This is a genomic window from Streptomyces sp. HmicA12 (genome assembly GCF_000373565.1).
In the GTDB taxonomy this organism is placed as follows: domain Bacteria; phylum Actinomycetota; class Actinomycetes; order Streptomycetales; family Streptomycetaceae; genus Streptomyces.
On record NZ_KB891804.1, the window covers coordinates 132,582 to 157,292 of the forward strand.

23 protein-coding genes are annotated in these 24,711 nt (G+C 71.8%); 9 read left to right on the forward strand and 14 right to left on the reverse strand.

The window, feature by feature from the left end; all coding sequences use genetic code 11:
* Positions 1–28: 28 nt before the first annotated feature.
* From B072_RS0113920 to efeO, 4 genes are read right to left on the reverse strand one after another with little or no spacing between them, the layout of a single operon-like run.
* Entirely contained in the window at positions 29–1,024 is a 996-nt protein-coding gene (locus tag B072_RS0113920; RefSeq protein WP_018530567.1) for a hypothetical protein, read from the reverse strand.
* A gap of 37 nt (positions 1,025–1,061) precedes the next feature.
* Positions 1,062–1,907: an iron uptake transporter permease EfeU gene (efeU, locus tag B072_RS0113925; protein ID WP_018530568.1), complete on the reverse strand. Its 846-nt coding sequence runs from the start codon at positions 1,905–1,907 to the stop codon at positions 1,062–1,064.
* A 3-nt stretch (positions 1,908–1,910) separates the two neighbouring features.
* Positions 1,911–3,173, reverse strand: a complete 1,263-nt coding sequence (gene efeB / locus B072_RS0113930; RefSeq protein WP_026245798.1) for an iron uptake transporter deferrochelatase/peroxidase subunit — start codon at positions 3,171–3,173, stop codon at positions 1,911–1,913.
* A gap of 37 nt (positions 3,174–3,210) precedes the next feature.
* Positions 3,211–4,359, reverse strand: coding sequence for an iron uptake system protein EfeO (gene efeO / locus B072_RS0113935; protein WP_018530570.1), 1,149 nt, complete (start codon positions 4,357–4,359; stop codon positions 3,211–3,213).
* Positions 4,360–4,496: 137 nt separating this feature from the next.
* Here efeO and B072_RS0113940 point away from each other — a divergent pair, with 137 nt between their 5' ends.
* Positions 4,497–5,174, forward strand: coding sequence for a PhzF family phenazine biosynthesis protein (locus B072_RS0113940; RefSeq protein ID WP_026245799.1), 678 nt, complete (start codon positions 4,497–4,499; stop codon positions 5,172–5,174).
* 38 nt (positions 5,175–5,212) lie between these two features.
* On the opposite strand, the gene B072_RS0113945 is transcribed toward B072_RS0113940, so the two are convergent.
* Together B072_RS0113945 and map are read right to left on the reverse strand one after the other, a co-directional pair.
* Positions 5,213–5,863: a heme oxygenase (biliverdin-producing) gene (locus tag B072_RS0113945; RefSeq protein ID WP_018530572.1), complete on the reverse strand. Its 651-nt coding sequence runs from the start codon at positions 5,861–5,863 to the stop codon at positions 5,213–5,215.
* A gap of 159 nt (positions 5,864–6,022) precedes the next feature.
* Positions 6,023–6,889: a type I methionyl aminopeptidase gene (gene map, locus B072_RS0113950; protein WP_026245800.1), complete on the reverse strand. Its 867-nt coding sequence runs from the start codon at positions 6,887–6,889 to the stop codon at positions 6,023–6,025.
* A 66-nt stretch (positions 6,890–6,955) separates the two neighbouring features.
* Here map and B072_RS0113955 point away from each other — a divergent pair, with 66 nt between their 5' ends.
* A complete protein-coding gene (locus tag B072_RS0113955) occupies positions 6,956–7,195 on the forward strand; it encodes a hypothetical protein (protein WP_018530574.1) in 240 nt (79 codons plus the stop codon).
* Positions 7,196–7,241: 46 nt separating this feature from the next.
* Here the strand turns inward: B072_RS0113955 and B072_RS0113960 are convergent, their stop codons facing one another.
* Positions 7,242–7,853 (reverse strand): hypothetical protein, encoded by a 612-nt coding sequence (locus tag B072_RS0113960; protein ID WP_018530575.1) that lies wholly within the window; start codon positions 7,851–7,853, stop codon positions 7,242–7,244.
* Between the two features lie 156 nt (positions 7,854–8,009).
* Between B072_RS0113960 and npdG the strand changes: the two genes are divergently transcribed.
* Positions 8,010–8,732 (forward strand): NADPH-dependent F420 reductase, encoded by a 723-nt coding sequence (npdG, locus tag B072_RS0113965; RefSeq protein ID WP_018530576.1) that lies wholly within the window; start codon positions 8,010–8,012, stop codon positions 8,730–8,732.
* Positions 8,733–8,824: 92 nt separating this feature from the next.
* Positions 8,825–9,016: a hypothetical protein gene (locus B072_RS0113970; protein ID WP_018530577.1), complete on the forward strand. Its 192-nt coding sequence runs from the start codon at positions 8,825–8,827 to the stop codon at positions 9,014–9,016.
* A 1-nt stretch (position 9,017) separates the two neighbouring features.
* Here the strand turns inward: B072_RS0113970 and B072_RS0113975 are convergent, their stop codons facing one another.
* Positions 9,018–9,782, reverse strand: a complete 765-nt coding sequence (locus B072_RS0113975; protein WP_018530578.1) for a hypothetical protein — start codon at positions 9,780–9,782, stop codon at positions 9,018–9,020.
* 109 nt (positions 9,783–9,891) lie between these two features.
* Positions 9,892–10,692, reverse strand: coding sequence for a site-2 protease family protein (locus tag B072_RS0113980; RefSeq protein WP_018530579.1), 801 nt, complete (start codon positions 10,690–10,692; stop codon positions 9,892–9,894).
* A 166-nt stretch (positions 10,693–10,858) separates the two neighbouring features.
* Here B072_RS0113980 and B072_RS0113985 point away from each other — a divergent pair, with 166 nt between their 5' ends.
* Positions 10,859–14,272 carry an AfsR/SARP family transcriptional regulator gene (locus B072_RS0113985; protein WP_026245801.1) on the forward strand — a complete coding sequence of 1,138 codons (3,414 nt, stop codon included), beginning with the start codon at positions 10,859–10,861 and terminating at the stop codon, positions 14,270–14,272.
* A 23-nt stretch (positions 14,273–14,295) separates the two neighbouring features.
* Here the strand turns inward: B072_RS0113985 and B072_RS0113990 are convergent, their stop codons facing one another.
* The 3 genes from B072_RS0113990 to panB form a co-directional block, all read right to left on the reverse strand.
* Positions 14,296–15,132 carry an ABC transporter permease gene (locus B072_RS0113990; protein ID WP_018530581.1) on the reverse strand — a complete coding sequence of 279 codons (837 nt, stop codon included), beginning with the start codon at positions 15,130–15,132 and terminating at the stop codon, positions 14,296–14,298.
* A complete protein-coding gene (locus tag B072_RS0113995) occupies positions 15,129–16,160 on the reverse strand; it encodes an ATP-binding cassette domain-containing protein (RefSeq protein WP_018530582.1) in 1,032 nt (343 codons plus the stop codon). The genes B072_RS0113990 and B072_RS0113995 overlap by 4 nt, the downstream gene beginning before the upstream one ends.
* A 210-nt stretch (positions 16,161–16,370) precedes the next feature.
* Positions 16,371–17,267, reverse strand: coding sequence for a 3-methyl-2-oxobutanoate hydroxymethyltransferase (panB, locus tag B072_RS0114000; RefSeq protein ID WP_018530583.1), 897 nt, complete (start codon positions 17,265–17,267; stop codon positions 16,371–16,373).
* Positions 17,268–17,472: 205 nt separating this feature from the next.
* Between panB and B072_RS0114005 the strand changes: the two genes are divergently transcribed.
* The 4 genes from B072_RS0114005 to B072_RS0114020 all read left to right on the forward strand — a co-directional run bounded on the left by B072_RS0114005 (position 17,473) and on the right by B072_RS0114020 (position 22,485).
* Entirely contained in the window at positions 17,473–19,077 is a 1,605-nt protein-coding gene (locus B072_RS0114005; RefSeq protein ID WP_026245802.1) for a DHA2 family efflux MFS transporter permease subunit, read from the forward strand.
* 92 nt (positions 19,078–19,169) lie between these two features.
* Positions 19,170–19,916 carry a TetR/AcrR family transcriptional regulator gene (locus tag B072_RS0114010; RefSeq protein WP_018530585.1) on the forward strand — a complete coding sequence of 249 codons (747 nt, stop codon included), beginning with the start codon at positions 19,170–19,172 and terminating at the stop codon, positions 19,914–19,916.
* 209 nt (positions 19,917–20,125) lie between these two features.
* Positions 20,126–21,145, forward strand: a complete 1,020-nt coding sequence (locus tag B072_RS0114015) for an endonuclease/exonuclease/phosphatase family protein (RefSeq protein ID WP_018530586.1) — start codon at positions 20,126–20,128, stop codon at positions 21,143–21,145.
* Between the two features lie 125 nt (positions 21,146–21,270).
* Positions 21,271–22,485, forward strand: coding sequence for an MFS transporter (locus B072_RS0114020; protein WP_018530587.1), 1,215 nt, complete (start codon positions 21,271–21,273; stop codon positions 22,483–22,485).
* Between the two features lie 80 nt (positions 22,486–22,565).
* Here B072_RS0114020 and B072_RS0114025 read toward each other — a convergent pair whose 3' ends face one another.
* Both B072_RS0114025 and B072_RS0114030 read right to left on the reverse strand, forming a co-directional pair.
* A complete protein-coding gene (locus B072_RS0114025) occupies positions 22,566–24,170 on the reverse strand; it encodes a multicopper oxidase family protein (protein ID WP_043243965.1) in 1,605 nt (534 codons plus the stop codon).
* An 82-nt stretch (positions 24,171–24,252) separates the two neighbouring features.
* On the reverse strand, positions 24,253–24,693 hold the full coding sequence (locus tag B072_RS0114030; RefSeq protein ID WP_063746445.1) for a DUF6153 family protein: 441 nt from the start codon (positions 24,691–24,693) through the stop codon (positions 24,253–24,255).
* Positions 24,694–24,711 lie beyond the last annotated feature (18 nt).

Consider the following 24,711-nt stretch of genomic DNA (forward strand, 5'->3'; position numbering starts at 1 on the left):
GGCCGGGCCTCACCGGCGGGCCGGAGGCTCAGGAGCCCTCGGCCGACGTGATCCCCTCGACCCGGGCCACCACGTCCACCCCGCCCGTGCCGGAACCCTTCAGGGGGTCCAGCGCGGCCTGGTTCGACACGTACCCGTACGTCGCGGCCTGCTTCGCGTCCCCCGTCATCAGCGCCTTCACGCTCGGATTGATCGAGGGCAGATCGCTTCCCGGGGACGCGGTCTGCTTCTCGTACCGCCGCGTCGCGAAGAACACGAGCGCCCCGCCGTCCGCGGTGCGCAGCGCGACGGGCGCGTAGTCACCGGACGACAGCGGCTCGTCGATGTACTGCGTGACGAGACCGGGCCGCGTCTCGTTCTTCTTCCGGGTGGCCCGCCACTGCGTGGTGTGCAGGCCGTCGGCGAACGCGTCGCTCGCGCTGTTCTTCGGGTTCAGATAGTCCGCGTACGTCCGGCTCATCGCTTCGGGCCGCATCGCGAACTTCGTGGAGCCGGCGTCGACGGCCTCGCCGTAACCGTCCTTGTCCGTCTTGAACTCCGGCACCTTGCCGTCGCGGAACAGCGTCAGGTACGACACCGCCCACGGCTCGCTCTCGGCGTCGCGGGTGAAGACCATCACCCAGCGGTAGCCGGGGAGCCGGTTGTTGTCGGTGTCGGCGACGAACCAGCGCGGCCAGCCCGCCTTCTTGGGGATGGTGAACTTGGCGTCGGTGAGCTTCAGCGGCTTGTAGTTCCCGTTGCCGTCCGGGTCGAGCTTGCGCGCCGACTTCAGCTTCGCCGCGTCGATGGCGGCCAGCGCCCCGGTGACGTGGTTCGCGTCGGCCGTGCGGTCGTACGACTTCTCGGCCTTCCCGTACGCGGTGACGAAGGCGTCCAGAGCGCGCGCGGCCTCGGCCTTCCCCGTCGTCGGGACGACCTCCAGCTCCCCGTGCACGGTCACGCATCCGCTCGCCGTGAGGGACAGCACCACCGCCGCTGCCGCCGTCGCGGCGGGTCTGCCGAGCCTGTTCATGACCTTGCTCATGACGTTGACTTCACCTTCCCCTTCCCGGGGGCGAACCCTACCGGGAAGCGGGGGCCCGCTCTGCCCCGGCCCTGCGGGAGAGCAGGCCGGGCGGCAGCAGGAACAGCGTCAGCGTCGGCACCAAGTACAGGCACCAGACGGCGACTTGGAGCACCGTCGGGTCGGGCTGGAAGTTGAGGACGCCCTTGAGCAGGGTGCCCAGCCAGCCGTCGGGGGCGATCGTCGAGCTGATGTCGAAGGCCAGGTTGTTGAGGCCGCCGATGAAGTCGGCCTCCTGGAGGTCGTGGACGCCGTACGCGAGCACCCCCGCGGCCACGACGACCAGCATGCCGCCGGTCCACGTGAAGAACCTCGCCAGGTTGATGCGCAGCGCGCCCCGGTAGAACAGCCAGCCGAGGACCACCGCCGTGGCGAGGCCGAGCAGCGCGCCGATCACCGGCTCCGTCGTGCCGTCGCTCGTGGCGTGCACCGCCGTCCACACGAACAGCGACGTCTCCAGCCCCTCCCGGCCCACCGCCAGGAACGCGGTGACGACCAGCGCCACCGTGCCCATGCGCAGCGCGTCGTCCAGCTTGTCGTGCAGCTCCGTCTTCAGATGGCGGGCGGTGCGCCGCATCCAGAACACCATCCACGTCACCAGGCCCACGGCGACGATCGACAGCGAACCGCCGAGCGCCTCCTGCGCCTTGAACGTCATCTCCTGCGAGCCGAACTCCAGACCCGCGCCGAACCCGAGCGCCACGAGCACGGCGGCCGCGACGCCCAGCCACACCGGCTTCAGCGCGTCCCGGCGGTCCGTCTTCACCAGGTAGGCGACGAGGATGCAGACGATCAGGCTGGCCTCCAGCCCCTCACGCAGCCCGATCAGATAGTTCGCGAACATCCCTCACACACCCTTCGCCTCGAAGAGGCCGCGGCCCCACCAGTCGCTCCCGTCCCGCACCCCCGGCGGCACCGCGAACACCGCGGAACCCACGTGCTGGATGTACTCGTTGAGCGCGTCGCTCCCCGCCAGGCTCCGCTGCACCGGGATGAACCCCTCGCGCACGTCCTTCTGGTACGCGAGGAAGAACAGCCCGGCGTCGAGCCGCCCGAGGCCGTCCGTGCCGTCGGTGAAGGAGTAGCCGCGGCGCAGGATCGTCGCCCCGTCGTTGGAGTCCGGGTGCGCGAGCCGCACGTGCGCGTCCGGCTTCATCGCCTTGAGGAACGGCTCGTCGCGCTCCTTCGCCTTGCCGACCGGGGCGCCCTCGCCCTTGTCCCGGCCGAAGACGTCCTCCTGCTCCTGCAGCGAGGTGCGGTCCCAGGTCTCGATGTTCATGCGGATGCGGCGGGCCACGAGGTACGAGCCGCCCTTCATCCATCCGGCGTCGCTCACCCACACATGCCGGTCGAGGGCGGCGGTGTCCGTCCCCGCGACATTGCGGGTGCCGTCCTTGAAACCCATGAGGTTACGAGGCGTCTGCGCGTCCGGCGTCGTCGACGACGTCTTGCCGAAGCCGAGCTGCGACCAGCGGATGGCGACCTTCCCGAAGCCGATCCGGGCGAGGTTGCGGATCGCGTGCACCGCGACCTGCGGGTCGTCGGCGCAGGCCTGGACGCACAGGTCGCCGCCGCTGCGCGTCCGGTCGAGGTTGTCGCCGGGGAACTTCGGCAGCTCCACGAGGGCCGCGGGCCGCCGCCCGGCTATCCCGAACGCCTTCCCGTACTTGTCGAAGAGCGAGGGCCCGAAGCCGATCGTCAGCGTGAGCCGCGACGGCTTGAGGCCGAGCGCCTCACCGGTGTCGTCCGGCGGCGCCTCGGCGAGTCCGCCGTACGCGCCCTCGCCGACCGCCCGCCCCTCGGTCATCAGGGCGGCCGCCTTCGTCCAGTCCTTCAGCAGCTGGACGAACTCCGCGCGGTCCTCCGTCTTCACGTCGAACGCCGCGAAGTGCAGCCGGTCCTGGACGGCCGTGGCGATACCGGCCTGGTGCGCGCCGTGGAAGGGCACGGCGCCGCCCGACTCGGCGGTCGGCCGCATGCCTTCGCCGCTTTTGTCGTCGGAGCGGGCCAGGGCGACGGCGCCGCCCGCGGCCGCGGCCCCGAGCGCGAGCCCGGCACCACCGACCGCGAGCAGGGAACGCCGGGACGGGGTGGGTGAGTTGTCCGTCATGGCAGGTTCCTCGGTGTTCTTCTCGTTCACCGCGGGACTACTTCACGACCGCGGCGGCCAGCTTCGACAGCGGCTCGGCGAGCGCGTTGACGCCGTCGGACAGCTCCTTGCGGTCCGCCTTGCCGACCTTGTCGTAGGACGTGAAGTCGTACGAGTCCTTGTCGTCGCGGTACTTGTCGAGGAGGGCGTCCAGCGCCGCGAACTGCCGGTCGAGCTCCTTGGCGAGCGCCGCGTCGTTCTCGGAGGCGACCGGCTTCAGCAGCGCGTACGCCTTCTCCGCGCCCTCGACGTTGGCCTTGAAGTCGACCAGGTCGGTGTGCGAGTAGCGCTCCTCCTCGCCGGTGACCTTGCCGGTGGCGACCTCGTCGAGGAGCTCCTTGGCGCCGTTGGCCATGGAGGTGGGCGTGATCACGGCCTTGCCGACGCGCTGCTGCCAGTCGGTGAGGTCGGCGTCCAGCTGGTCGGCGAGCTTCTTCTCGCCCGCGCCGAGCTTCCCGTCCTTCCACAGCGCCTTCTCCAGTCGGTGCCAGCCGGTCCACTTCTGGCCCTCTTCGAGGCCGTCGGCGCGCACGTCGACCTTCGGGTCGATGTCACCGAACGACTCGGCGACCGGCTCGGTCCGCTCCCAGCCGATGCGCGAGGTCGCGTACGCCTTCTTGGCGGCCTCGACGTCGCCGGCGCGCACGGCGTCCGTGAAGGTCTTCACCTTCGGCAGCGTCTCGTCGGCCTGCGCCTGCGCGTAGCCCCGGTACTCGGCGACGGCCTTGTCCAGGCGCGGGTCGCGCTGGGCGGCCGCCTTGCCGCCGGTGACCTTCACGTCCTGGCGGTGGCCCTTGCCCTTCATGCCGGGTATGCAGGCGATGCGGTAGTCGCCGCTCTTCACCTCGGCGGTGAGGGTGTGCTTGGTGCCCGGGCCGATGTTCTCGCGCTCGGAGACGATGCGGTCGTCCGGGAAGAGGATCTCCACCTCGGTGACCCGCGATCCCTTGTTCTCCACCGCCAGCTCGACGTGCCCGGAGGGGAATTCGGTCTTCGACACCTTGCAGCTGTCGTCGGTGGCGGTCACCTTGATCGCGCCGGGGCCGCCGCTCTTGGCGTCGCTCTTCTCGGTGCAGCCCGTGACAGCGGTCAGGGCCGCCACCGCGGCGACGGCGGTGGCGACGGGGAGTCGGAGGACGGCTCGCATACGGGCTCCAAGGGACGTACAGAAAGCGCACAGCTTCTACTAAGGCGGACCTAACTTATATGAGCCTTGCCTTAGTGCCACCCCATGGAGGGTCAAGGACTGGTCAAGTGGAGCGTGTCGCGTGGTTCACTGCCGACATGAGTGAGTACGACGACTGCGACGTGCTGGCGGTGTTCTGCGGCCCCGACGGCCGGCACGGCAACGAACTCGGGGTCGTGCGCGACGGCTCGCGCATGCCCGGCCGGGACGAGCGGCAGGCCCTCGCGGCCAAGGTGGGCTTCAGCGAGACGGTGTTCGTCGACGACCCCGAGCGCGGCGTCATCGACATCTACACGCCGTCGACCCGGCTGCCGTTCGCCGGGTACCCGTGCGTCGGCGCCGCCTGGCTGCTCGACGTACCGGAACTGGTCGTGCCCGCCGGTGTCGTCGGGGCGCGCCTGGACGGGGAGTTCAGCTGGATCGAGGCGCGCGCGGAGTGGGCGCCGCCGCGCACGCTGCGCCAGTACGGCTCGGCCGCCGAGATCGACGCGCTGCCGGTGCCCCCGGAGGGGGAGTGGATCTACGCCTGGGCCTGGGAGGACGAGGCCGCGGGCCGGGTGCGGGCCCGGGGCTTCCCGGGGCGCGGCGACGGCGTGGTGGAGGACGAGGCGACGGGGGCCGCGGCGCTGCTGCTCACCGCGGAGCTGGGGCGGGCGCTCAACATCCGGCAGGGCCGCGGCTCGCAGATGCTGACGGCCCCGCAGCCGGGGGACCTGATCGAGGTGGGCGGCCGGGTCCGGCTCGGTTCGGCGAGATCAGGCCCCTCCGGCGATTGAGGCGCGGGGTCCGGGGCGGAGTCCCGTGACGGTGCGCCCTACGCGGCGGTCGGGAACTCCTCGCCCAGTGCCTGGAACACCCCGGTGTTCAGGGAGAACGCCCGCTTGCACTCCGCGATCACCCGCTGCTGCTCGAGCTCGTCCACGCCGATCGCGTCGAGCAGCTCGCGGTAGCCCCGCTTGAACGCCGCCGGGTTCCCGACCTGCTCGAACACGTAGAACCGCACCCCGTCGCCCTTGCGCGCGAAGCCCCACGTCTTCTCCGCCCTGTCGCGGATGATCTGGCCGCCCGAGAGATCGCCCAGGTAACGGGTGTAGTGGTGCGCCACATAACCGGCCGGCCAGGTCCGCGCGCACTCCTCGACGCGGGCCGCGTACGCCGCGGTCGCCGGCAGGGCCGAGACCGTCTCCCGCCAGCCGGCGCCCCGCAGATGCGCGAGGTCGCGCTCCAGCTCGGGCACGCGCAGCAGCTCGGTCCGGACGAACGGGCCCGCGACCGGGTCGCTCGCGAGCCGCTCTGTGCCGCCCTCGAGTGCCTTGTAGACGAACCACAGTTGCTCCGTGTACCGCGCGTACGCGTCCACCCCGAGCGCCCCGCCGAGCAGGTCGCTCATGAACGTCGACGTCTCCGCCTCGGTGTGCTGCTCGTGCGAGGCGGTGCGGATCAGAGTGGAGAACGAGGTGTCCATAAGACCTCCGCGGACGGGGTTTGGATAGGTTAGCCTAACCTAAGATATCAGCTTTCCCGACAGGCTGTCGGTAAAAAAGGTACCCGTCTTCCGGGGCAAGGGAACGTGAACGGCAAAGCCCGCCCCGAAAGGGGCGGGCTCGTGCGACGGGCGGGTCGGCTACGGCAGGGTCAGGATCTCTGTGCCGGTCTCCGTGACCACCATGGTGTGCTCGAACTGGGCCGTGCGCCTGCGGTCCTTGGTGACCACGGTCCAGCCGTCGTCCCACATGTCGTAGTCGTGCGTGCCGAGCGTCAGCATCGGCTCGATCGTGAACGTCATGCCGGGCTGGATCACGGTCGTCGCGTGCGGGCTGTCGTAGTGCGGGATGATCAGGCCGCTGTGGAACGACGAGTTGATGCCGTGCCCGGTGAAGTCGCGCACCACCCCGTACCCGAACCGCTTCGCGTACGACTCGATGACCCGGCCGATGATGTTGATCTGGCGGCCCGGCTTCACGGCCTTGATCGCGCGGTCCAGGGACTCCCGGGTCCGCTCCACCAGCAGCCGCGACTCCTCGTCCACGTCCCCCACCAGGTACGTGGCGTTGTTGTCGCCGTGCACACCGCCGATGTACGCCGTCACGTCCAGGTTGATGATGTCGCCGTCGCGCAGCACCGTGGAGTCCGGGATGCCGTGGCAGATGACCTCGTTGACGCTCGTGCACAGCGACTTGGGGAAGCCGCGGTAGCCCAGCGTCGAGGGGTAGGCGCCGTGGTCGCACATGTACTCGTGCGCGATCCGGTCCAGCTCGTCGGTGGTGACGCCCGGCGCGATCGCCTTCGCCGCCTCGGCCATCGCCCGCGCGGCGATCCGCCCGGCGGTCCGCATCGCGTCGACCGTCTCCGGGGTCTGCACCTCGGGGCCCTTGTACGGGGTCGGCGCGGGCTTGCCGACGTACTCGGGGCGCCGGATGTTCCCGGGCACGGAACGGGTGGGGGAGATCTCCCCGGGTACGAGGAGCGACGACTGCGACTGGCCAGACATGTCAGCGAGTGTAACGAGCGTGACTGGGGGACCATGGCCCTGAGCGCTCAGAGGAGAGGAGTCGGGATGGCCCTGTTCAAGAAGCGGACCGCGGGCAAGCCGGGCGAATGGTTCTACTGCCTGGAGCACAAGAAGGTCGAGGAGGGCCCCGAGTGCCCCGCCAAGGACCGGTTCGGCCCGTACGCGTCCCGCGAGGAGGCGCAGCACGCGATGGACACCGCGCGGGAGCGGAACCTGGAGTGGGAGAACGACCCGAAGTGGCATGACGCCGCCAAGCGCGGGGAGGACGGCGACCAGTCGCCGTAGGCGAGACCCGCCACGACGAGACCCGCACCGGCGACGCGTCCGAAGGTCACCACCTGGCCGGTGGCGGGGCCGTCAGCTGGTCCGCCAGCCGCGACAGGCGGTCCCGGAACCGCCTGCGTCCCCGCGGCAGCGGCACCGCGTTCTCTCCGGCCGCCGCGCTGACCAGGTGCTGCACGGTGTCGAGGTCGAGGTCCGTGTCGCCGGGCACGGTCAGCGCGTCGTGGGCCATGGAGCGCAGGTCGGTGTTGGCGACCGTCCCGGCGTCGAGGGCGAGGACCGTGGCCCCGGCCCGGCGGGCGTCGTGGACGTGTTCGAGCAGCGGTGCGCCCACCGCGTCCGGGGTCACCACCAGCAGCGTCTCGCCGCGCCGCGCCGCCGCCAACCGGCCCAGACCGACGGCGAGATGGGCCGGGTCGTCGGGACGTGCCGCGTGCCGCACCAGGGTCGGCGACAGCTCCGGCGTGCCGGACCAGGCCGCCTCGTCGACCAGGTGCGCGGCCAGGTGCCAGGGCTCGTACTCCTCGGTGCCGACCAGCAGCAGCCCGCCACCGTGCGCGGCCACCGAGGAGCGCAGCGCCCCGGCGAAGCGACGGGTGGCCGCGGGCCACTCGGTTCCGGCGAGGACCTCACGCAGCAGCGCTACTCGTACGGCGTCCATGGGGGTGCATGCTGCCTCAAGGGGCCTGATCGGGGCGGGGGTTCGCGGGAAGACCGCCCGTACGGGTCGACTCGCGACGGCCGCGACGGCACCGGCCTCGTGCCGTGATCGTCGGCGGCCCGCTCCGCCGACCGTACGGCTGAGTAAGGTCGCTCCATGACCTCTACGACCTCTTCCGAAAGCACCCAGAAGGCCCCCGCCAAGGACCCCTGGGACCTGCCCGACGTCTCCGGACTCGTCGTCGGCGTGCTCGGCGGCACCGGACCGCAGGGCAAGGGCCTCGCCTACCGGTTCGCCCGCGCCGGCCAGAAGGTGATCCTCGGCTCGCGCGCCGCGGAGCGCGCACAGGCCGCCGCGGACGAACTCAACCAGGGCGGCCTCGGCATCGAGGGCGCCGACAACGCCGAGTGCGCGCGGCGCAGCGACATCGTGATCGTCGCCGTGCCGTGGGACGGGCACGGCGCCACCCTCGAAGCGCTGCGCGAGGACCTCGCCGGCAAGCTGGTCGTGGACTGCGTCAACCCGCTCGGCTTCGACAAGAAGGGCGCCTACGCCCTGAAGCCGGAGGAGGGGAGCGCCGCCGAGCAGGCCGCGGCGCTGCTGCCCGACTCCCGGGTCACCGCCGCCTTCCACCACCTGTCCGCCGTGCTGCTCGCCGACCCGGAGATCGACGAGATCGACACGGACGTGATGGTGCTCGGCGAGGCGCGGGCGGACACGGACGTGGTGCAGGCGCTGGCCGGCCGCATCCCCGGCATGCGCGGCGTCTTCGCGGGCCGGCTCAGGAACGCCCACCAGGTGGAGTCCCTGGTCGCCAACCTGATCTCGACCAACCGCCGCTACAAGGCGCACGCCGGGCTGCGCGTCACGGACGTATAAACGTCAACCGGTACGTTCGGGGCGCCTTCAGGCGTCAGCGGGGCATGGGGGACACTGGTCGCGAACACCAGCCGTGTATTGGAGCCGACCCCATGCCCCGCATCGCACTCTTCGCCCTCGTCGTCTGCGTCCTCGCCGCCGTGGCCGCCGTGGTGTCCTTCGTCGAGGGCAGCTTCCTCGGGATCGTGTGGGTGCTGATCGCGGGCATCACGTCGAACATGACGTGGTTCTACTTCCGCAAGGCCAAGGCCGAGAAGGCCGGCGGCACCGCACCCACCGCCTGACTCAGGCCTGCTCCTTCCCGCCCTTGGCGAGGTCCTTCAGGTCGACGGTCTCGTCGGCCGGCGGCTCCTGCGGGCGGACCGGCTTGCCGTAGTCGCTGAAGGTGGCCGTGTTGGGCGCCTTGCCGCCCGTCGTCGTGGCGCGCAGGATGTACGGCTTGCCCTCGGCGGCCACATAGAGCGCGAGGCTCTCACCGGCGGCGGTCTTCTTCGTCAGTCTGATCGCCTTCGTGCCGTCGACGGTGGTCGTCGCCCCCTTCTTCATGCCGGTGCGCTCCGACTTGTCCTCGTCCATCGAGGCCACGAGCCCCTGCTTGTCGCACAGGCCCTGCGTCATCGCGTCGTCGGCCGGGGCCTTCACCCACTTGCCCTGAAGCTTCGACACGACCTTGTCGCCGCCGGGCTGCCCCTTGAGGGCCGTACGCCAGTACCGCTCGTCGCCCCGCAGGTACAGCGTGCCGTTCGTGTGCCGGACGTCGGCCCGCGCGCCGTCCGCCCCAATGGTGCCGTCGCAGTTCTTGTCCTGGTCCACCGAGAGGTCGACGGTGACGGCGGAGCCGCCCTCCGCCTGCCGCACGGTGCCCTTCAGGTGCATCGAGTCGGCGCCCTTCGTGGCCTTGACCGCGTCGGCGGCGATCCGGTCGGCGCTCTTGCCGGCGAACGGGTCGTCCGAGCCCGATCCCGACTCCTTGTCGCTGCCGCAGGCCGCGAGGGTCAGGGCCGCCGAGAGTCCCACGAGCGCCGTCGCCGTTCTGCTGGTGCGCTGCACGTCTTCTCCCACCTGTCGAGGGTGCGGTACGGAGAAGATCGGGTGCCCGTATGTCCGTTCATGTCACCGGAAGGCCGTTATCCACTTTTCCCGGGCCTCCCGGGCGTACTCACTGCGTGACGACGGGGATGTCGGGCGTGCCCTGCCAGAAGCGGTAGAACTGCTGTCCGTAGTACGTGTCCCACTCGTTCACCCCGAGCGCCCGCAGCAGCGCGTCGACCACGTCGAAGAACACCTGGTTCACCGACGGGATCCACAGCAGCCCGAAGACCGCGAGCAGCCCGAACTGCGCGAACGGCTCCACCTGGCGCTTCACCTTGTACGAGAGCCAGGGCTCGATCACCCCGTACCCGTCCAGGCCCGGTACGGGAAGGAAGTTGAGGATCGCCGCCGTCACCTGGAGCATCGCGAGGAAGGCGAGCGCGTACCGGAAGGTGTCCGGCACCCCGTCCATCGCGCCCAGCCAGAACGGCGCCGTGCACACGACCGCGAACAGCACGTTCGTCAGCGGCCCCGCCGCCGAGATCAGGCTGTGCTTCCAGCGGCCCTGGATACGGCCCCGCTCGATGAAGACGGCGCCACCGGGCAGGCCGATCCCGCCCATGATCACGAAGAGGACGGGCAGCACGATGCTCAGCAGAGCGTGTGAATAGGCGAGAGGGTTCAGCGTCAGGTAGCCCTTCGCGCCGACGGTGATGTCACCGCTGTGCAGGGCTGTACGCGCGTGCGCGTACTCGTGCAGACAGAGCGAGACGATCCAGGCCGCCGTGACGAAGAGGAAGACCGCGAAGCCCGGCTGTTCGGCGAAGCCCGTCCACACCGCCCAGCCCGAGACGGCCGTGATCGCGGCGATGCCGAGGAAGACGGGGCTGATCCTGCTGTCGCCGCGTCGTGATGTGGCCGTGGTCATGGAGTGGGACTCCCGGAGTGCTGGTCGAATGGCGTCAATGAACGTACCCGCCCTGTGCGGGAAACGTGTCGCGCGGGCGCGGGAGTTCCGGACAGGGCGGAAGCTGTGGACTCTACGGCGACACCGCCGGCGGAGGCCGTGGCGGCGCTCGGAGCGACACGGGGACATGGCTTCGTCGAGAGGCAGGGACAATGGGCCGGTGCGCTACCGCATTCTCGGCACCACTCAGGCACTCCACGACGACGGCACGGCCGTCCCCGTCGGCGGGGCGCGGCTGCGTGCCCTGCTCACCGTGCTCGCGCTGCGGCCCGGCCGGCCGGTGCCGGTGGCGGTGCTCGTCGACGAGGTGTGGGGCGCCGAGCCGCCCGCCGACGCGCCGGGCGCGTTGCAGGCGCTGGTGGGGCGGCTGCGGCGGGCCCTCGGCGCGGCGGNGATCGCCTCCGACGAGGGCGGCTACCGGCTCGCGGTCGCGGCGGACGACGTCGACCTGTTCCGGTTCGAGCGGCTCACCGCCGACGGGGCCCGGGCCTTCGCCGACGGCAACCCGGCCAAGGCGGCCGACCTGCTCGACGACGCGCTCGCGCTGTGGCACGGTCCCGCCCTCGCCGACCTGCCCGACCGGGTGAGCGAGGCCGCCCGCTGGGACGCCCGCCACCTGGACGCCCGCCGCACCCGCCTCGCCGCCTGCCTGGCGCTCGGCCGGGCCGAGGAGGCGCTGCCCGAACTGACCGCTCTGTGCGACGCGTACGCCCTGGACGAACCGCTGCAGGCGCTGCGGCTGCGGGCCCTGCGCGACGCGGGCCGCACGGCCGAGGCGCTCGCCGCGTACGACGAGATCCGGCGCGTCCTCGCCGACCGCCTGGGCGCGGATCCCGGCCCCGAACTGCGGGCGCTGTACGGGGAGTTGCTGGATCCGGCACCGGTCGGCCGGCCCGGCCCCGCCCCCGCATCGGGCAGTGCGCGAGCGCTTCCGGACGGCGGCACGCACGGCCCGGCGCGGACCGCCCCGCCCGGCGGGAGCACCGCGTCCCCGGCCGAACCTCCCGCCCCCGGCAACCTCCGCGCCCGCCTCACCTCCTTCGTGGGCCGCGCCGCCGACATCGACGCCATCCGCGACGACCTCACCCGCGTCCGGCTGCTGACCCTGCTCGGCCCGGGCGGCGCGGGCAAGACCCGGCTGTCCCAGGAAGCCGCGGAGGGCCTCGGCGCGACCACCGCGCCGGACGGCGTCTGGCTCGTCGAGCTCGCCCCGGTGAGCGACCCGTCCGCCGTGCCGGAGGCGGTCGTGAGCGCACTCGGCGCCCGCGAGACCGTGCTGCGCGGCGCCGGCGCCGAGGAACTGCGCGTCGCCGGTGAACGCCAGGGCGACGACCCGCTGGTGCGTCTCGTGGAGCACTGCGCCGACCGGCACATGGTCGTCGTCCTCGACAACTGCGAGCACGTCGTCGAGGCCGCGGCCGCCCTCGCCGAGCACCTCCTGGCCCGCTGCCCCGGGCTCACGGTGCTGGCCACCAGCCGCGAACCCCTCGGTGTGCCGGGGGAGTTGCTGTACCCCGTGGAGCCGCTCCCGGAGCCGTACGCCCTGCGCCTGTTCGGCGAGCGCGGCGCCACCGTGCGCCCCGGGTTCACCGTCGACCAGTCGGAGGAGGTCGCGGCGGCGGTCGCCGAGATCTGCCGTCGCCTCGACGGACTGCCGCTCGCCATCGAGCTCGCCGCGGCCCGCCTGCGGATGCTCACCCCGCGGCAGATCGCCGACCGCCTCGACGACCGGTTCCGGCTGCTGACCTCCGGCGCCCGCACCGCCCTGCCCCGGCAGCAGACCCTGCGCGCCGTCGTCGACTGGTCCTGGGACCTGCTCGACGCGCCCGAGCGCACCGTCCTCGCCCGGCTGTCCGTGTTCAGCGGCGGCTGCGACCTGACCGCCGCCGAGGAGGTCTGCGGACCCGAGGCGATGGACGTCCTGTCCTCCCTCGTCGACAAGTCGCTCGTGGTCGCCGTCCCCGACGACAGCGGCGAGATGCGCTACCGCCTCCTGGAGACCGTCGCCGAGTACGCGGGCGACCGGCTGGACGAGGCCGCCGACCGGACCGCCGCCGAGCGCGCCCACCTCACGTACTACCGCGAACTCGCCCGCGCCACCGACCCGTTGCTGCGCGGTGCGGGCCAGCGCGCGGCCATCGCCCGGATCGAGCGCGACTACGAGAACCTGCGCACCGCCCTGCGCCGCGCGGCCGCCGCCCGCGACGAGCAGGAGATGCTCAGCCTGACGCTCTCCCTGCTGTGGTTCTGGATGATGCGCGACCTGCGCACCGACGCCCGGACCTGGACCATGGAGGCGGCGGCGCTCGGCCCCGACCCGTTCGGCCCGGACGCGCGCCCCGCACCGCCGCTGTACCAGCGCTGCACCGACGTCCCGCCGCCGCTCACCGGCGACCTCCTCGACCAGGCCCGCCGCGAGGTGCACCTGACGCGGCTCGGCTACATGGACATGGAGCTGGAGGTGTGGCAGGGCGAGGAGGGGCAGGCCCGGCTGCGCACGATCGTGGACACCCTCCGCGCCGACCTGCCCCAGTCCTGCCGCCCCCCGGGACACCTCTGGTACTTCGCGGTCCTGATGTCGGGCCAGGGCGAGCGGATGGAGGAGCTGAGCGACGAGACGGTACGCACCTGCCGCGCCCTCGGCTACGAGTGGGAGCTCGCGCACATGCTGCACCTGCGCGCCAACCTGCGGGCCAACCGCATCGAGACGGCCGAGGCCGGGCTCGCCGACGCCGACGAGTCGCTGGCCCTGTTCACCCGGCTCGGCGACGACTGGGGGATGGCCGAGGCGCTGTCGGTGCGCGGCGAGGCGCACGAGAAGCTGGGCCGTTTCGACGCGGCCGCGGCCGACTTCACCCGGGCCCAGGAGGTCGCCGAGGAGGTGGGCGCGCACGCCCAGGTCGCGATCCTGTCGGTACGGCTCGGCAACGTGCTCATCGAGCAGGGCGAGGGGGAGCGCGGCGAACAGATGCTGCGCGACACCCTCGACCCGGCCCGCAAGTTCCACAACGAGGCGTGGCCGGCGGCCCGGATGTTCCTGGTCACCCGGCTCGCCTCGACGGGCCGGACCGAGGAGGCGCGCGAGCTCCTGGCGCTGCTGCGCACCGAGTTCAAGGTCGCGGAGGTGCTCTTCTTCCGGGCCGTGCTGCTCGGCCTGGAGGGGATGCTCGACGCGATGGAGGGGTGTGCGGACCTCGCGCTCGAGAAGGCCGAGGAAGCGCTCGGTGTCGCCGACGACCCGTTGGCGGCGATGCTCGAACCGCACCTGGCGGCCCTCCACCTGCTCACCGCGGCGAACGCGCTGACGCTGCGCGCCGGCGCCGGCGACGCGGCGACGGCCGCCCGGCTGATCGGCGCGTCGGACGCCTCGCTGCCGCCCGGGCACGTGCGCAACGTCATGGAGCGGGAGTGGCGGGAGCGGGCCGAGCGCGCCGCACGCGCGGCGCTGGGCGACGACGGCTACGTACGGGAGAACGCCGAGGGCGGTGGCCTCTCCGTGGAGAAGGCCACCGCCCTGCTGCGACGCGAGTCGACGGACTGACGTACGGCTGCGGTCAGCTCGTGTCAGCTCTTGCTGGTGAACTTGCGGATCGCCACCGGCGCCATGACCGCGGTCAGCAGCGCCGTCCAGCCGAGGGTCACCCACAGGTCGTGGGCGACCGGGCCGCCGGTCATCAGCGCGCGGCAGGTGTCGGCCAGCGCCGAGATCGGGTTCCAGTTCGTGAAGGCCTGCAGCCAGCCCGGCATGGACTGGGTCGGCGCGAAGATCGACGAGCCGAACTGCAGCGGCATCATCACCAGGAAGCCCATGGCCTGCACGGCCTGCGCGCTCTTCATGGTCACGCCGAGCACCAGGAAGATCCACATCAGGGACGAGCCGAACAGCGCGGTCAGGCCGATCGCGCCGAACAGTCCGGCCCAGCTGGTGATGTCGAAGCCGACGAGCAGCGCGACGATCATCAGGACCGTGGTGGCGCACAGCAGGCGCAGCATCTCGACGACGACCTTGGCCATCAGCACCGAGCCGCGGCCGATGGGCAGGGACCGGAAGCGGTCCATGATGCCCTTCTGGAAGTCCTCGTTGAAGCCGGTGCCGACGCCCTGCGCGATGTTCATCGACATCATGGCGACCATGCCGGGGATCACGTACTGGACGTACGCGTCCTGGCCGCCGCCCATCGCGGAGCCGATGGAGCCGCCGAAGACGAACACGAACAGCAGGGTGAAGACGATCGGCATCAGGACGGCGTCGAACATCGACTCCGGGTCCTGCTTGATCCACAGCAGGTTGCGGCGGATCAGTGCGCCGGTGTGCCGCAGATGGCCGCGCAGACCGATCTGGGGGTCGGCGTCGACCTTGATGGTGGGCGCCGTGAGCGGAGTCAGGGTGGTGGCACTCATACGGCGACCTCCTCGAGTTCGGGGCGGGCGTCCTGCGGGGCGGACGGCTTCTCGCCGGTGATGGACAGGAAGACCTCGTCCAGGCTGGGCAGTTCGGTGACGATGGAGCCGATCGTGATGCCGCGCGCGGTGACCGCGCCGACGACGGCGGTCAGCTGCTCGTCGCTGAGGATCGGGACCAGGACGGTGCCGCTGTCGGGGTCCACGGTGGTGGTGGCGAGGCCGGTGATGCCCAGGTCGTCCAGGGCGCCGGCCAGCGGGCGCAGCTCCAGCGGGTCGGCCGGGCGGATGCGCAGGGTGCGGCCGCCGACCTTCGCCTTGAGCTCCTCGATGCCGCCGCGGGCGATGACCTTGCCGTGGTCGACGACGGTGAGTTCGGAGGCCAGTTGCTCGGCCTCCTCCATGTACTGGGTGGTGAGCAGCACGGTGACGCCGTCGCGCACCATGCTCTTGACCTCGTCCCACACCTCGTTGCGGGTGCGGGGGTCGAGGCCGGTCGTCGGCTCGTCCAGGTAGAGGACGTGCGGGCGGCCGATCATCGACGCGGCGAGGTCGAGGCGGCGGCGCATACCGCCGGAGTACGTCTTGGCGGGGCGGGTCGCGGCGTCGGTCAGCGAGAACCGCTCCAGGAGGCTGTCCGCGCGGGAGCGGGCGTCCTTCCTGGACAGGTCGAGCAGGCGCCCGATCATGTACAGGTTCTCGCGTCCGGAGAGCTTCTCGTCGACCGAGGCGTACTGGCCGGTGAGGCCTATCACGCGGCGCAGCTGGCGCGGCTGCTTCACCGTGTCGTAGCCGGCCACGATCGCCGTGCCGGCGTCGGGGGTGATCAGGGTGGACAGGCAGCGTACGAGGGTGGTCTTGCCGGCGCCGTTCGGGCCGAGGACACCCATGACGGTGCCCTCGTGCACGTCCAGGTCCACGCCGTCCAGGGCTTTGGTCTCGCCGTAGTGCTTGACCAGTCCCCGCACGGACACGGCCACCGGGCGGCCGCCTGTGCTGTTGTCGGGGGTCTTGTCGATTCGCGTCATGCCCCTCAAGGTGCCAGCCGCCACCGACAATCCACCGACAGACGACCTACAGCGACCGACTGGCGCCGATATATCGCCGACAGGTTGTGTGCGGTCGCGGCCCCGGGGCGGTGCCGCGCCGGAAAAGGGCGCAGCCCGTCGACGGGGGAAGATCGACGGGCTGCGGTGGTGCCGCTATGGCTCAAGGGGACCCGGGCCGGGCCGGCCGGGTCAGTGGACGGAGTGCTCCTCCAGAGGGAACGTTCCGCCGATCACGTCCTCCGCAAACGCCTTCGCGGCGTCGGACATGACCGAACGCAGGTTCGCGTACGTCTTCACGAAGCGCGGCATCTTGCCGTCGGTGAGCCCGAGCGCGTCCGTCCAGACCAGGACCTGGGCGTCCGTCTCGGGGCCCGCGCCGATGCCGACCGTGGGGATGTGCAGGATGCGGGTGACCTCGGCGGCGAGCTCCGCGGGGACCAGTTCGAGCACGACCGCGAACGCGCCCGCGTCCTGCACCGCCTTCGCGTCCCGCAGCAGCTGCTGCGCCGCCTCCTCGCCGCGGCCCTGCACGCGGTACCCCTGCGTGTTGACCGACTGCGGGGTCAGGCCGATGTGCGCCATGACCGGGATCCCGGCCTCGGTGAGCAGCCTGATCTGGGAGTGCGAGCGCTCGCCGCCCTCCAGCTTGACGGCGCCCACCCCCGCTTCCTTCACCAGTCGCATCGCCGAACGCAGCGCCTGCGTCGGGCTCTCCTGGTACGAGCCGAACGGCAGGTCGCCGACGATCAGGGCGCGCGACGTGCCGCGCACCACCGCCGCCGAGAGCATGATCATCTGGTCCAGGGTGACCGGGACCGTCGTGTCGTAGCCGAGGTGGCAGTTGCCCGCCGAGTCGCCGACCAGCATCACGGGGATGCCCGCCTCGTCGAAGACCGATGCCGTCATCGCGTCGTACGCGGTCAGCATCGGCCACTTCTCGGCCCGCTCCTTGGCGAGGCCGATGTCGCGCACCGTGATGCGCCGCGAGCCCTTGCCTCCGTACAGCGCCTTCGGGTCGCGCGTACCCGCGTCGCTGCTGTCGGTGGTCTGTGGCTGGGCAGCCTGGAGTGGCGTGTGTTGCGTCATCGCAACCGCTCCTTCAATTCCGTCGTCTCGAGGCGCCCTGACGGCGTCCCCGGATCGCCTCCCATGGTGGCATCGCGTGCCGCTTCGGCGCCAGGGCTCACCGTCGCCCCTTCTCGGCCGTCCTTCGTAAAGCCTCGGTAAGGCTTCACCCCGCCACTTTCAATACGAGACGGTTCCGTATCGAAATGGGTCTAGGGTTGTACGCATGACGACTCCCGCCGTTCCCGCGGCCCCCCGAATACCGGAGGCCGTGCACCGCCGTCGCTGGGCGATCCTCGGTGTGCTCATGCTGAGCCTGCTGATCGTCGTCCTCGACAACTCCATCCTGAACGTCGCGATCAAGACGATCTCGACGCCCGCGCCCACCGGCCTCGGCGCCACCCAGAGCGAGCTGGAGTGGGCGATCAACTCGTACACCCTGGTCTTCGCCGGGCTGCTGTTCACCGCCGGACTCCTCGGTGACCGCATCGGGCGCAAGAAGGTCCTCATCGGAGGACTCGTCGTGTTCGGCATCGGTTCGGCGCTCGCCGCCGAGTCCGGTACGCCGGTGCAGCTCATCGCGTTCCGCGCGGTGATGGGCCTCGGCGCCGCCTTCGTCATGCCGGCCACGCTCGCCGTGCTCATGAACGTCTTCGAGCGCGAGGAGCAGCCGAAGGCCATCGGCATCTGGGCGGGCGGCGTCGGTCTCGCCATCGCCATCGGCCCGATCACCGGCGGGCTGCTCCTGGACCACTTCTGGTGGGGCTCGGTCTTCCTCGTGAACGTGCCGATCGTGATCATCGCCGTGGTGCTGATGCTCGCGCTCGTGCCCGACTCCAAGGACCCGAAGCCGGGCCGCGTCGACCTCGTCGGCGTCGTGCTGTCCATCGTCGGTCTCGTGCTGCTCGTCTACGGCATCATCAAGGGCGGCGACGAGGGCGACTTCACCAGCGCCCCGGTCCTCGCCACGATCGTGGCGGGCATCGTCGTCCTCGCCGGCTTCGTCGTCTACGAGAAGCGCAGCGACCACCCGTCGATCGACATCAATTACTTCAAGAACAAGGTCTTCTCGGCCGCCATCGCCGCGATCGCGCTGGTCTTCTTCGCGCTGATGGGCGTCACGTTCTTCTCCGTCTTCTACACGCAGAGCGTGCGTGGCTACTCGCCGCTGCAGACCGGCGCCCTGATGCTGCCGCTCGCCGTGGCGCAGCTGATCTTCGCGCCGCGGGCCCGGATCGTCGTCGACAGGTTCGGTGTGAAGGCCACGACCACGGGCGGGCTCGTGCTGCTCGCGGCGATGCTCGCCGCGTTCACCGTGCTCGACGCCGACACCCCGATCTGGCTCCTGGAGGTCATCTTCTTCCTCATGGGCACCGGCATGGCGCACGTCATGACGCCGACCAGCGTCGTCATCATGCAGGCGCTGCCGCGCGAGAAGGCGGGCTCCGCCTCCGCCCTCAGCAACACCTTCCGGCAGGTCGGTGGCGCGCTCGGCATCGCCGTGCTCGGCTCCGTGCTCTCCACCGCGTACCGCAGCGGACTCGAAAGCCACACGGACAAGCTGGGCCTGCTGCCGGCCGGTCTGCGGGACACCGCGGGCGCGTCCATCGAGGCCACGCTCGGCGTCGCCGAGAAGCTCGGGCCGCGGGCCCAGGGCCTGGTCGGCGCGGCCAACGACTCGTTCCTGCACGCCATGCACGTCACCGCCCTGTGTGGCGCGGCCGTCGCCCTGCTGAGCGCCGTCGTCACCTGCCTCTTCCTGCCGGGCAAGGCGCCGACGGCCCCGGCCGCGCCGCGCGACGAGCAGGAGAAGGTGGGCGCGGGCAGCTGAGGCGCGCGTCCGTGGACGGACGGCACTGAGACAATCGCCCCGGAACCTGATCGGAGGATCAGGTTCCGGGGCTGTGGCGGAAGGTGCGCGAGGTGGAGGGCGTGGACGGCTTGAACGACGCGGACGGCGCGGACAGGGTCAACGGCGCGGACGGCGTGAACGGCGCGGCCACGGCGCGGAGCGAGCGTCGGATGCGCCGTCGCAGACTGCGCGACCACGCCCCGGTGTCACCCGGTGCCGCGGCGCCCGCCCGGGGCCGGCCCCGCAGCGAGGCCGTCGAGCAGGCCATCGTCGAGGGCGTCATCCGGCTCCTGGAGGAGGGCGTGCCGCTCGCCGAGCTGTCCATCGAGCGCATCGCGCGTACCGCCGGGGTCGGCAAGGCCACCATCTACCGGCGCTGGAGCGGCAAGGAAGAGCTCTTCGTCGACGTGGTCGCCTCCATCGAGGAGCCCGACCCCGAACTCCCCGGCGTCTCGCTGCGCGACGACGTGGTCCGCCTCCTGGAGCACATGCGCAGGCGGGGCCTCAACCTGCGCACCTCGGCCCTGCTGCACAACGTCTTCGCGCAGATGAAGCCGCTGCCCAAGCTCTGGGACGCGTACCACGAGGTCGTCGTCGCGCCCCGGCGCCGCGCGATGGACGAGGTGCTGCGGCAGGGCCTGGCCCGCGGCGAGCTGCCGCCCGGCACCGACATCGGCCTGGCCGCCGACCTGTTCACCGGGCCGATGCTGCTGCGCTCCGTCATGCGATCCGACGCGCCGCTGGCCGACGACCTCTCCGAGCGGATCGTCGACACCGTGCTCGCGGGCCTGAAAGCGCAGGTCACGGACGCCGAGTAGGCGCAGGGCGAATGTGCGGGTTTCGTCACAGAGCGCCCCGCGAGCCTCCACGTCCGGAACTCCGAACGGCATCCCGCTCGTCCTCGTGGCAGTACGGACGTCCTCGAACCGCCTCCGCGGCGGGTGTGACGGAACGGAAAGCCGCTGATCATCGCCTACTGTCGGACGGGCGACGACGGCGGGCACGGCAGCAGTGAGGCGACGAGAGCATGGCGCAGGCGTACGGGACCGGGGACCCCAGGGATTCCGAGCGGCAGGGGCCGGGGGCCCGGCTGCGAGGCCTGTCGAACCGGTTGCGGCGGGACCGCGGCTACTGGCGCCGCGGCATCGTCCTCGCGGTGCTCGCGATCCTGCTCGCGCTGGTCATGCTGCTGCACGCGCAGATCCCCAACACCATCGGCAACCTCGGATCGCTGACCGAGACGTTCCTGCCGTGGCTCGGCCTGTTCATCCCGGTGCTGCTGGTCCTCGGCTTCGTACGGAAGTCGGCGACCGCGCTGATCGCGGTGCTGGTCCCGGCGATCGTCTGGCTCAACCTCTTCGGCGGCCTGCTCACCGACAAGCAGCACGACGGCGGCGACCTCACCGTCGCCACCCACAACGTGAACGCGGAGAACGCCGACCCGGAGGGTACGGCGAAGGCCGTCGCCGCGTCGGGGGCCCAGGTCATCGCCCTGGAAGAGGTGACGACCGACGCGCTGCCGACGTACGAGAAGACGCTCGCGTCCGCCTACCCGTACCACGCCGTCAAGGGCACCGTCGGGCTGTGGAGCAAGTACCCGCTCTCCGACACCCAGCCCGTCGACATCAAGCTGGGCTGGACCCGGGCGCTGCGCACGACCGTCGCGACGCCCGAGGGCCGGGTCGCGGTGTACGTCGCCCACATGCCGTCGGTGCGGGTCAAGCTCGACTCCGGGTTCACCGCCAGCCAGCGGGACAAGAGCGCGAACGCGCTGGGCGAGGCCATCGCCGACGAGCCGCTCGGCAAGGTCATCCTGCTCGGCGACCTGAACGGCACGATGAACGACCGCGCCCTGAACGCGGTGACCTCCCAGATGCGCTCCACGCAGGGCGCGGCGGGCAGCGGCTTCGGGTTCAGCTGGCCGGCCGCGTTCCCGATGGCACGGATCGACCAGATCATGGTCAGGGGCGTGGACCCGGTGTCGTCGTGGACGCTGCCGAGGACGAGCAGCGACCATCTGCCGATCGCGGCACGGGTGGACGTGTGACGTACACCGCGTCGTACACACGCTCTTAACCTGCTGGAATACTGGGTGCGGCAGACTTTGTTCCGTACGTAAACTTACGGATTCCGCTCACTCCGCCCCCACCAGCACTCCCGGGAAGATCCCCCATGCCCCTCGCCCTGCTCGCGCTCGCCGTGGGCGCCTTCGGCATCGGCACGACCGAGTTCGTCATGATGGGCCTGCTGCCCAACGTCGCCGACGACCTGCACATCACCATCCCCGCCGCCGGACACCTCGTCTCCGCGTACGCGCTCGGCGTCGTGATCGGCGCCCCGCTGCTCGCGGCGGTCACCGCGCGGATGCCGCGCCGCCGGGTCCTGATCGGCCTGATGGTGCTGTTCGTCGTCGGCAACGCGGTGTCGGCCGTGGCGCCCGACTACCACTGGCTGCTGGTCGCCCGCTTCGTCAGCGGCCTGCCGCACGGCGCCTTCTTCGGCGTCGGCGCGGTGGTGGCCACCTCGCTCGTCGGCCCCGAACGCAAGGCCCGCTCGGTCTCCCTGATGTTCCTCGGCCTGACGGTCGCCAACATCGTCGGGGTGCCGGTCGCGACGGCCATGGGACAGCAGCTCGGCTGGCGGGCGACGTTCCTCGCGGTCAGCGCGATCGGCCTGGCCGCCATCGCGGCGCTTGCCGCGCTCGTCCCAGCGGACCACGGACACGGCTCGGCGGTGGGGGTCCGGAGCGAGCTCAGGGCGCTGAAGTCGCTGCCCGTGTGGCTGGCGCTCGGTACGACGGTCGCGGGCTTCGGCGCGCTCTTCTCCGCGTACAGCTACATCACGCCGATGCTCACGGACGCCGCGGGCTTCGCGGAGTCCAGCGTGACGCTGCTCCTGGCCCTCTTCGGCGTCGGCGCCACGATCGGCAACCTCCTGGGCGGCCGCCTCGCGGACCACTCCCTGCGCGGCACCCTCTTCGGCGGGCTCACCTCGCTGGGCGTGGTGCTTGCGGCGTTCCCGCTGCTGATGCGCACGGAGTGGAGCGCGCCCCTCGGCGTTCTGCTCCTCGGCTTCACCGCGTTCATGACGGGCTCCCCGCTCCAGCTGATGGTCATGGAGAAGGCCTCGGCGGCCCCCTCCCTGGCCTCGTCCGCGAACCAGGCGGCCTTCAACCTCGCCAACGCCGGCGGCGCCTGGATCGGCGGCCTGGCCCTGGCGGCGGGCTTCGGCGTGACGTCCCCCGCGCTCGCGGGCGCCCTGCTCGCGGTCCTCGGCCTCGGCGTGGCCGGCGCCGCCTACGCGGTGGACCGCCGCCGCGGGGCCGCGACCACCGGGCGGCTGGTCGCGGGGCACGTGCCGGTGGAGGCGGAGTCGGTACGGAGCTGACGCGGCGCGTCCACAGAGGCTGACGCCGGAAGGGGCGGCACCCCACCGCGGGGTGCCGCCCCTTCGGGCTTGCAGGGCCTCTAGGCCCGGTACCCGAGCACCGTCATCATCCCGGCCTCCGAGTGGTACACGTTGTGGCAGTGGAGCATCCACAGGCCCGGGTTGTCCGCGTCGAAGTCCACCGACAGGGTCCCGTTCGGCAGGATGACCGCCGTGTCCTTGCGGGGACCGCCCGCCACGTTCGCCAGGGCGAAGGTGTGGCCGTGGAGGTGGAGCGGGTGCCACATCGCGGTGGAGTTGGCGAAGACCAGGCGGACCCGTTCGCCCGCCCGGACCGGGTGGCGCTGGTCCGCGGTGTACGGCTTCTTGTCGAACGCCCAGTCGTACGCGCCCATCCCGCCGGTCAGCCGGAGCTTGATCGTGCGGTCCGGCGCGCGGGCCGCCAGGGCCACCGAGGCGTCCGCCCTGAGCCGGTCGGCGGTCAGGACGCGGCCGCTCAGTTCCTTCGGCCGTGCCGTCGCGGGCGGCGTCGCGCCCGCGCCCGTGCGGAGGACGGCGAGCGCCGAGGCCTTCTTCCCCTCCGCCAGCGCCGTCAGCGGGAAGACGCCGTCGCCCGCCGTGACCAGCACGTCGTACCGCTCGCCCATGCCGAGCAGCAGCGCGTCCGTCTTCGCGTGCCGCACCGGGTAGCCGTCCGTGTGCGTCACCGTCATCTCGTGGCCGCCGAGCGCGACACGGAAGGCCGTGTCCCCGCCGGCGTTGATGACGCGCAGCCGGACGCGGTCGCCCGGACGGGCCTCGAAGACCGAAGGGGCCGCCGGTGTACGGCCGTTGATGAGGTAGTGCGGGTACTTCACGTCGCCCGCGTCGCCGCCGAGCAGCTCGCTGGTGGCGCCCATCATCATGCGGGAGGGGCCGGACGGCTCGGTCTCGCCGGTCCCGTCCGTCATCGCCATGCCGCCCGTCTCCGACATGTCGTGGCCCGAGTGGCCGCCCGAGCCGCCGCCCATGCCCGCCCGCAGCTCCTTCAGGACCGCGTCCGGCGTCGAGCCCTTCACCCCGTCGACCCAGTCGTCGAGGACGATCACCCACTCCTTGTCGTAGGCGAGGGGTTCCTTCGGGTCGTCGACGATCAGGGGCGCGTACAGGCCCCTGTCCTGCTGGGTGCCCGAGTGCGGGTGGAACCAGTACGTGCCCGGGTGCGGGACGGTGAAGCGGTACGTGAAGCCGGCGCCGGGGGCGATCGGCTTCTGGGTGAGGCCCGGGACGCCGTCCATGTCGTTGCGCAGGGCCAGGCCGTGCCAGTGCAGGGAGGTGGGCGCGGGGAGGTGGTTCGCGAGGGTGAGGGCGAGGGTGTCGCCCGCCGTCACGCGGACCTCCCTGCCGGGCAGATCGCCGCCGTACGACCAGGACGGGACCGTACGGTCGCCCAGGTCGAGGCGGGTCGCGGCGGCCGTGAGCGCGACCTCGCGGACCGAGCCGCCGGAGCCGCGCTTCTTCTCCGCGGCGGCGACCTCCGGGCCCGCCGGGTCCACGTAGCCCTGGGGCGCCGAGCCGTGGCTGCCGTGTCCGGACCCGGACCCGGAGCACGCGGCCAGAACTCCCGTGCCGGCCACGGCGATCGAGGCCCCGAGCACGGTACGGCGGGACAGTGGGTTCTTCGGGAAGGGGGGATTGCTGCGCATGACGAGGTGCACCTCGATGGTGAAGTCGGTGTCGGTGTCGGTCTGCTCGTGTGCGGCGAGGCGAAGCCGCAGGTGCGCAGGCCTAGATGCGCAGCACCGACAACCGGGACAACGTCGTGCGAGGTGGGGGAGGGTGGGGTCGCTGGGCGAACGCCATGCCGCGCGGGGCCGGACCCGGCGCGGCCGGGGCGATCAGCGGCCGCAGCGCCGCCGCCGTCAGCAACAGCAGCGTGAACGAGCCGAGCACCGCCAGGCAGACACCCAGCGGATCCATGCTGCCGTCACCCGGCATCGGGTGCTCGTCGGCGGTGGCCTGGGACGGCGCGATGTGCGTATCCGGATGAGCAGCCATGGGCGCGGTCATGGGCGCCGCCATCGACTGGTGGCTCGTCGCATGTCCCGTCGGATGCCCCAGCGTGTGCATGCCGACGATCCCGAACAGCAGCGCCACGAACAGCAGCAGCCGGCCGCGGCGGCGCGGGCCCAAAAGGCCCTGCGGCGGCGGAGTCGGCTGCGGCTTCACAGTCCGCAGCCTACCCCC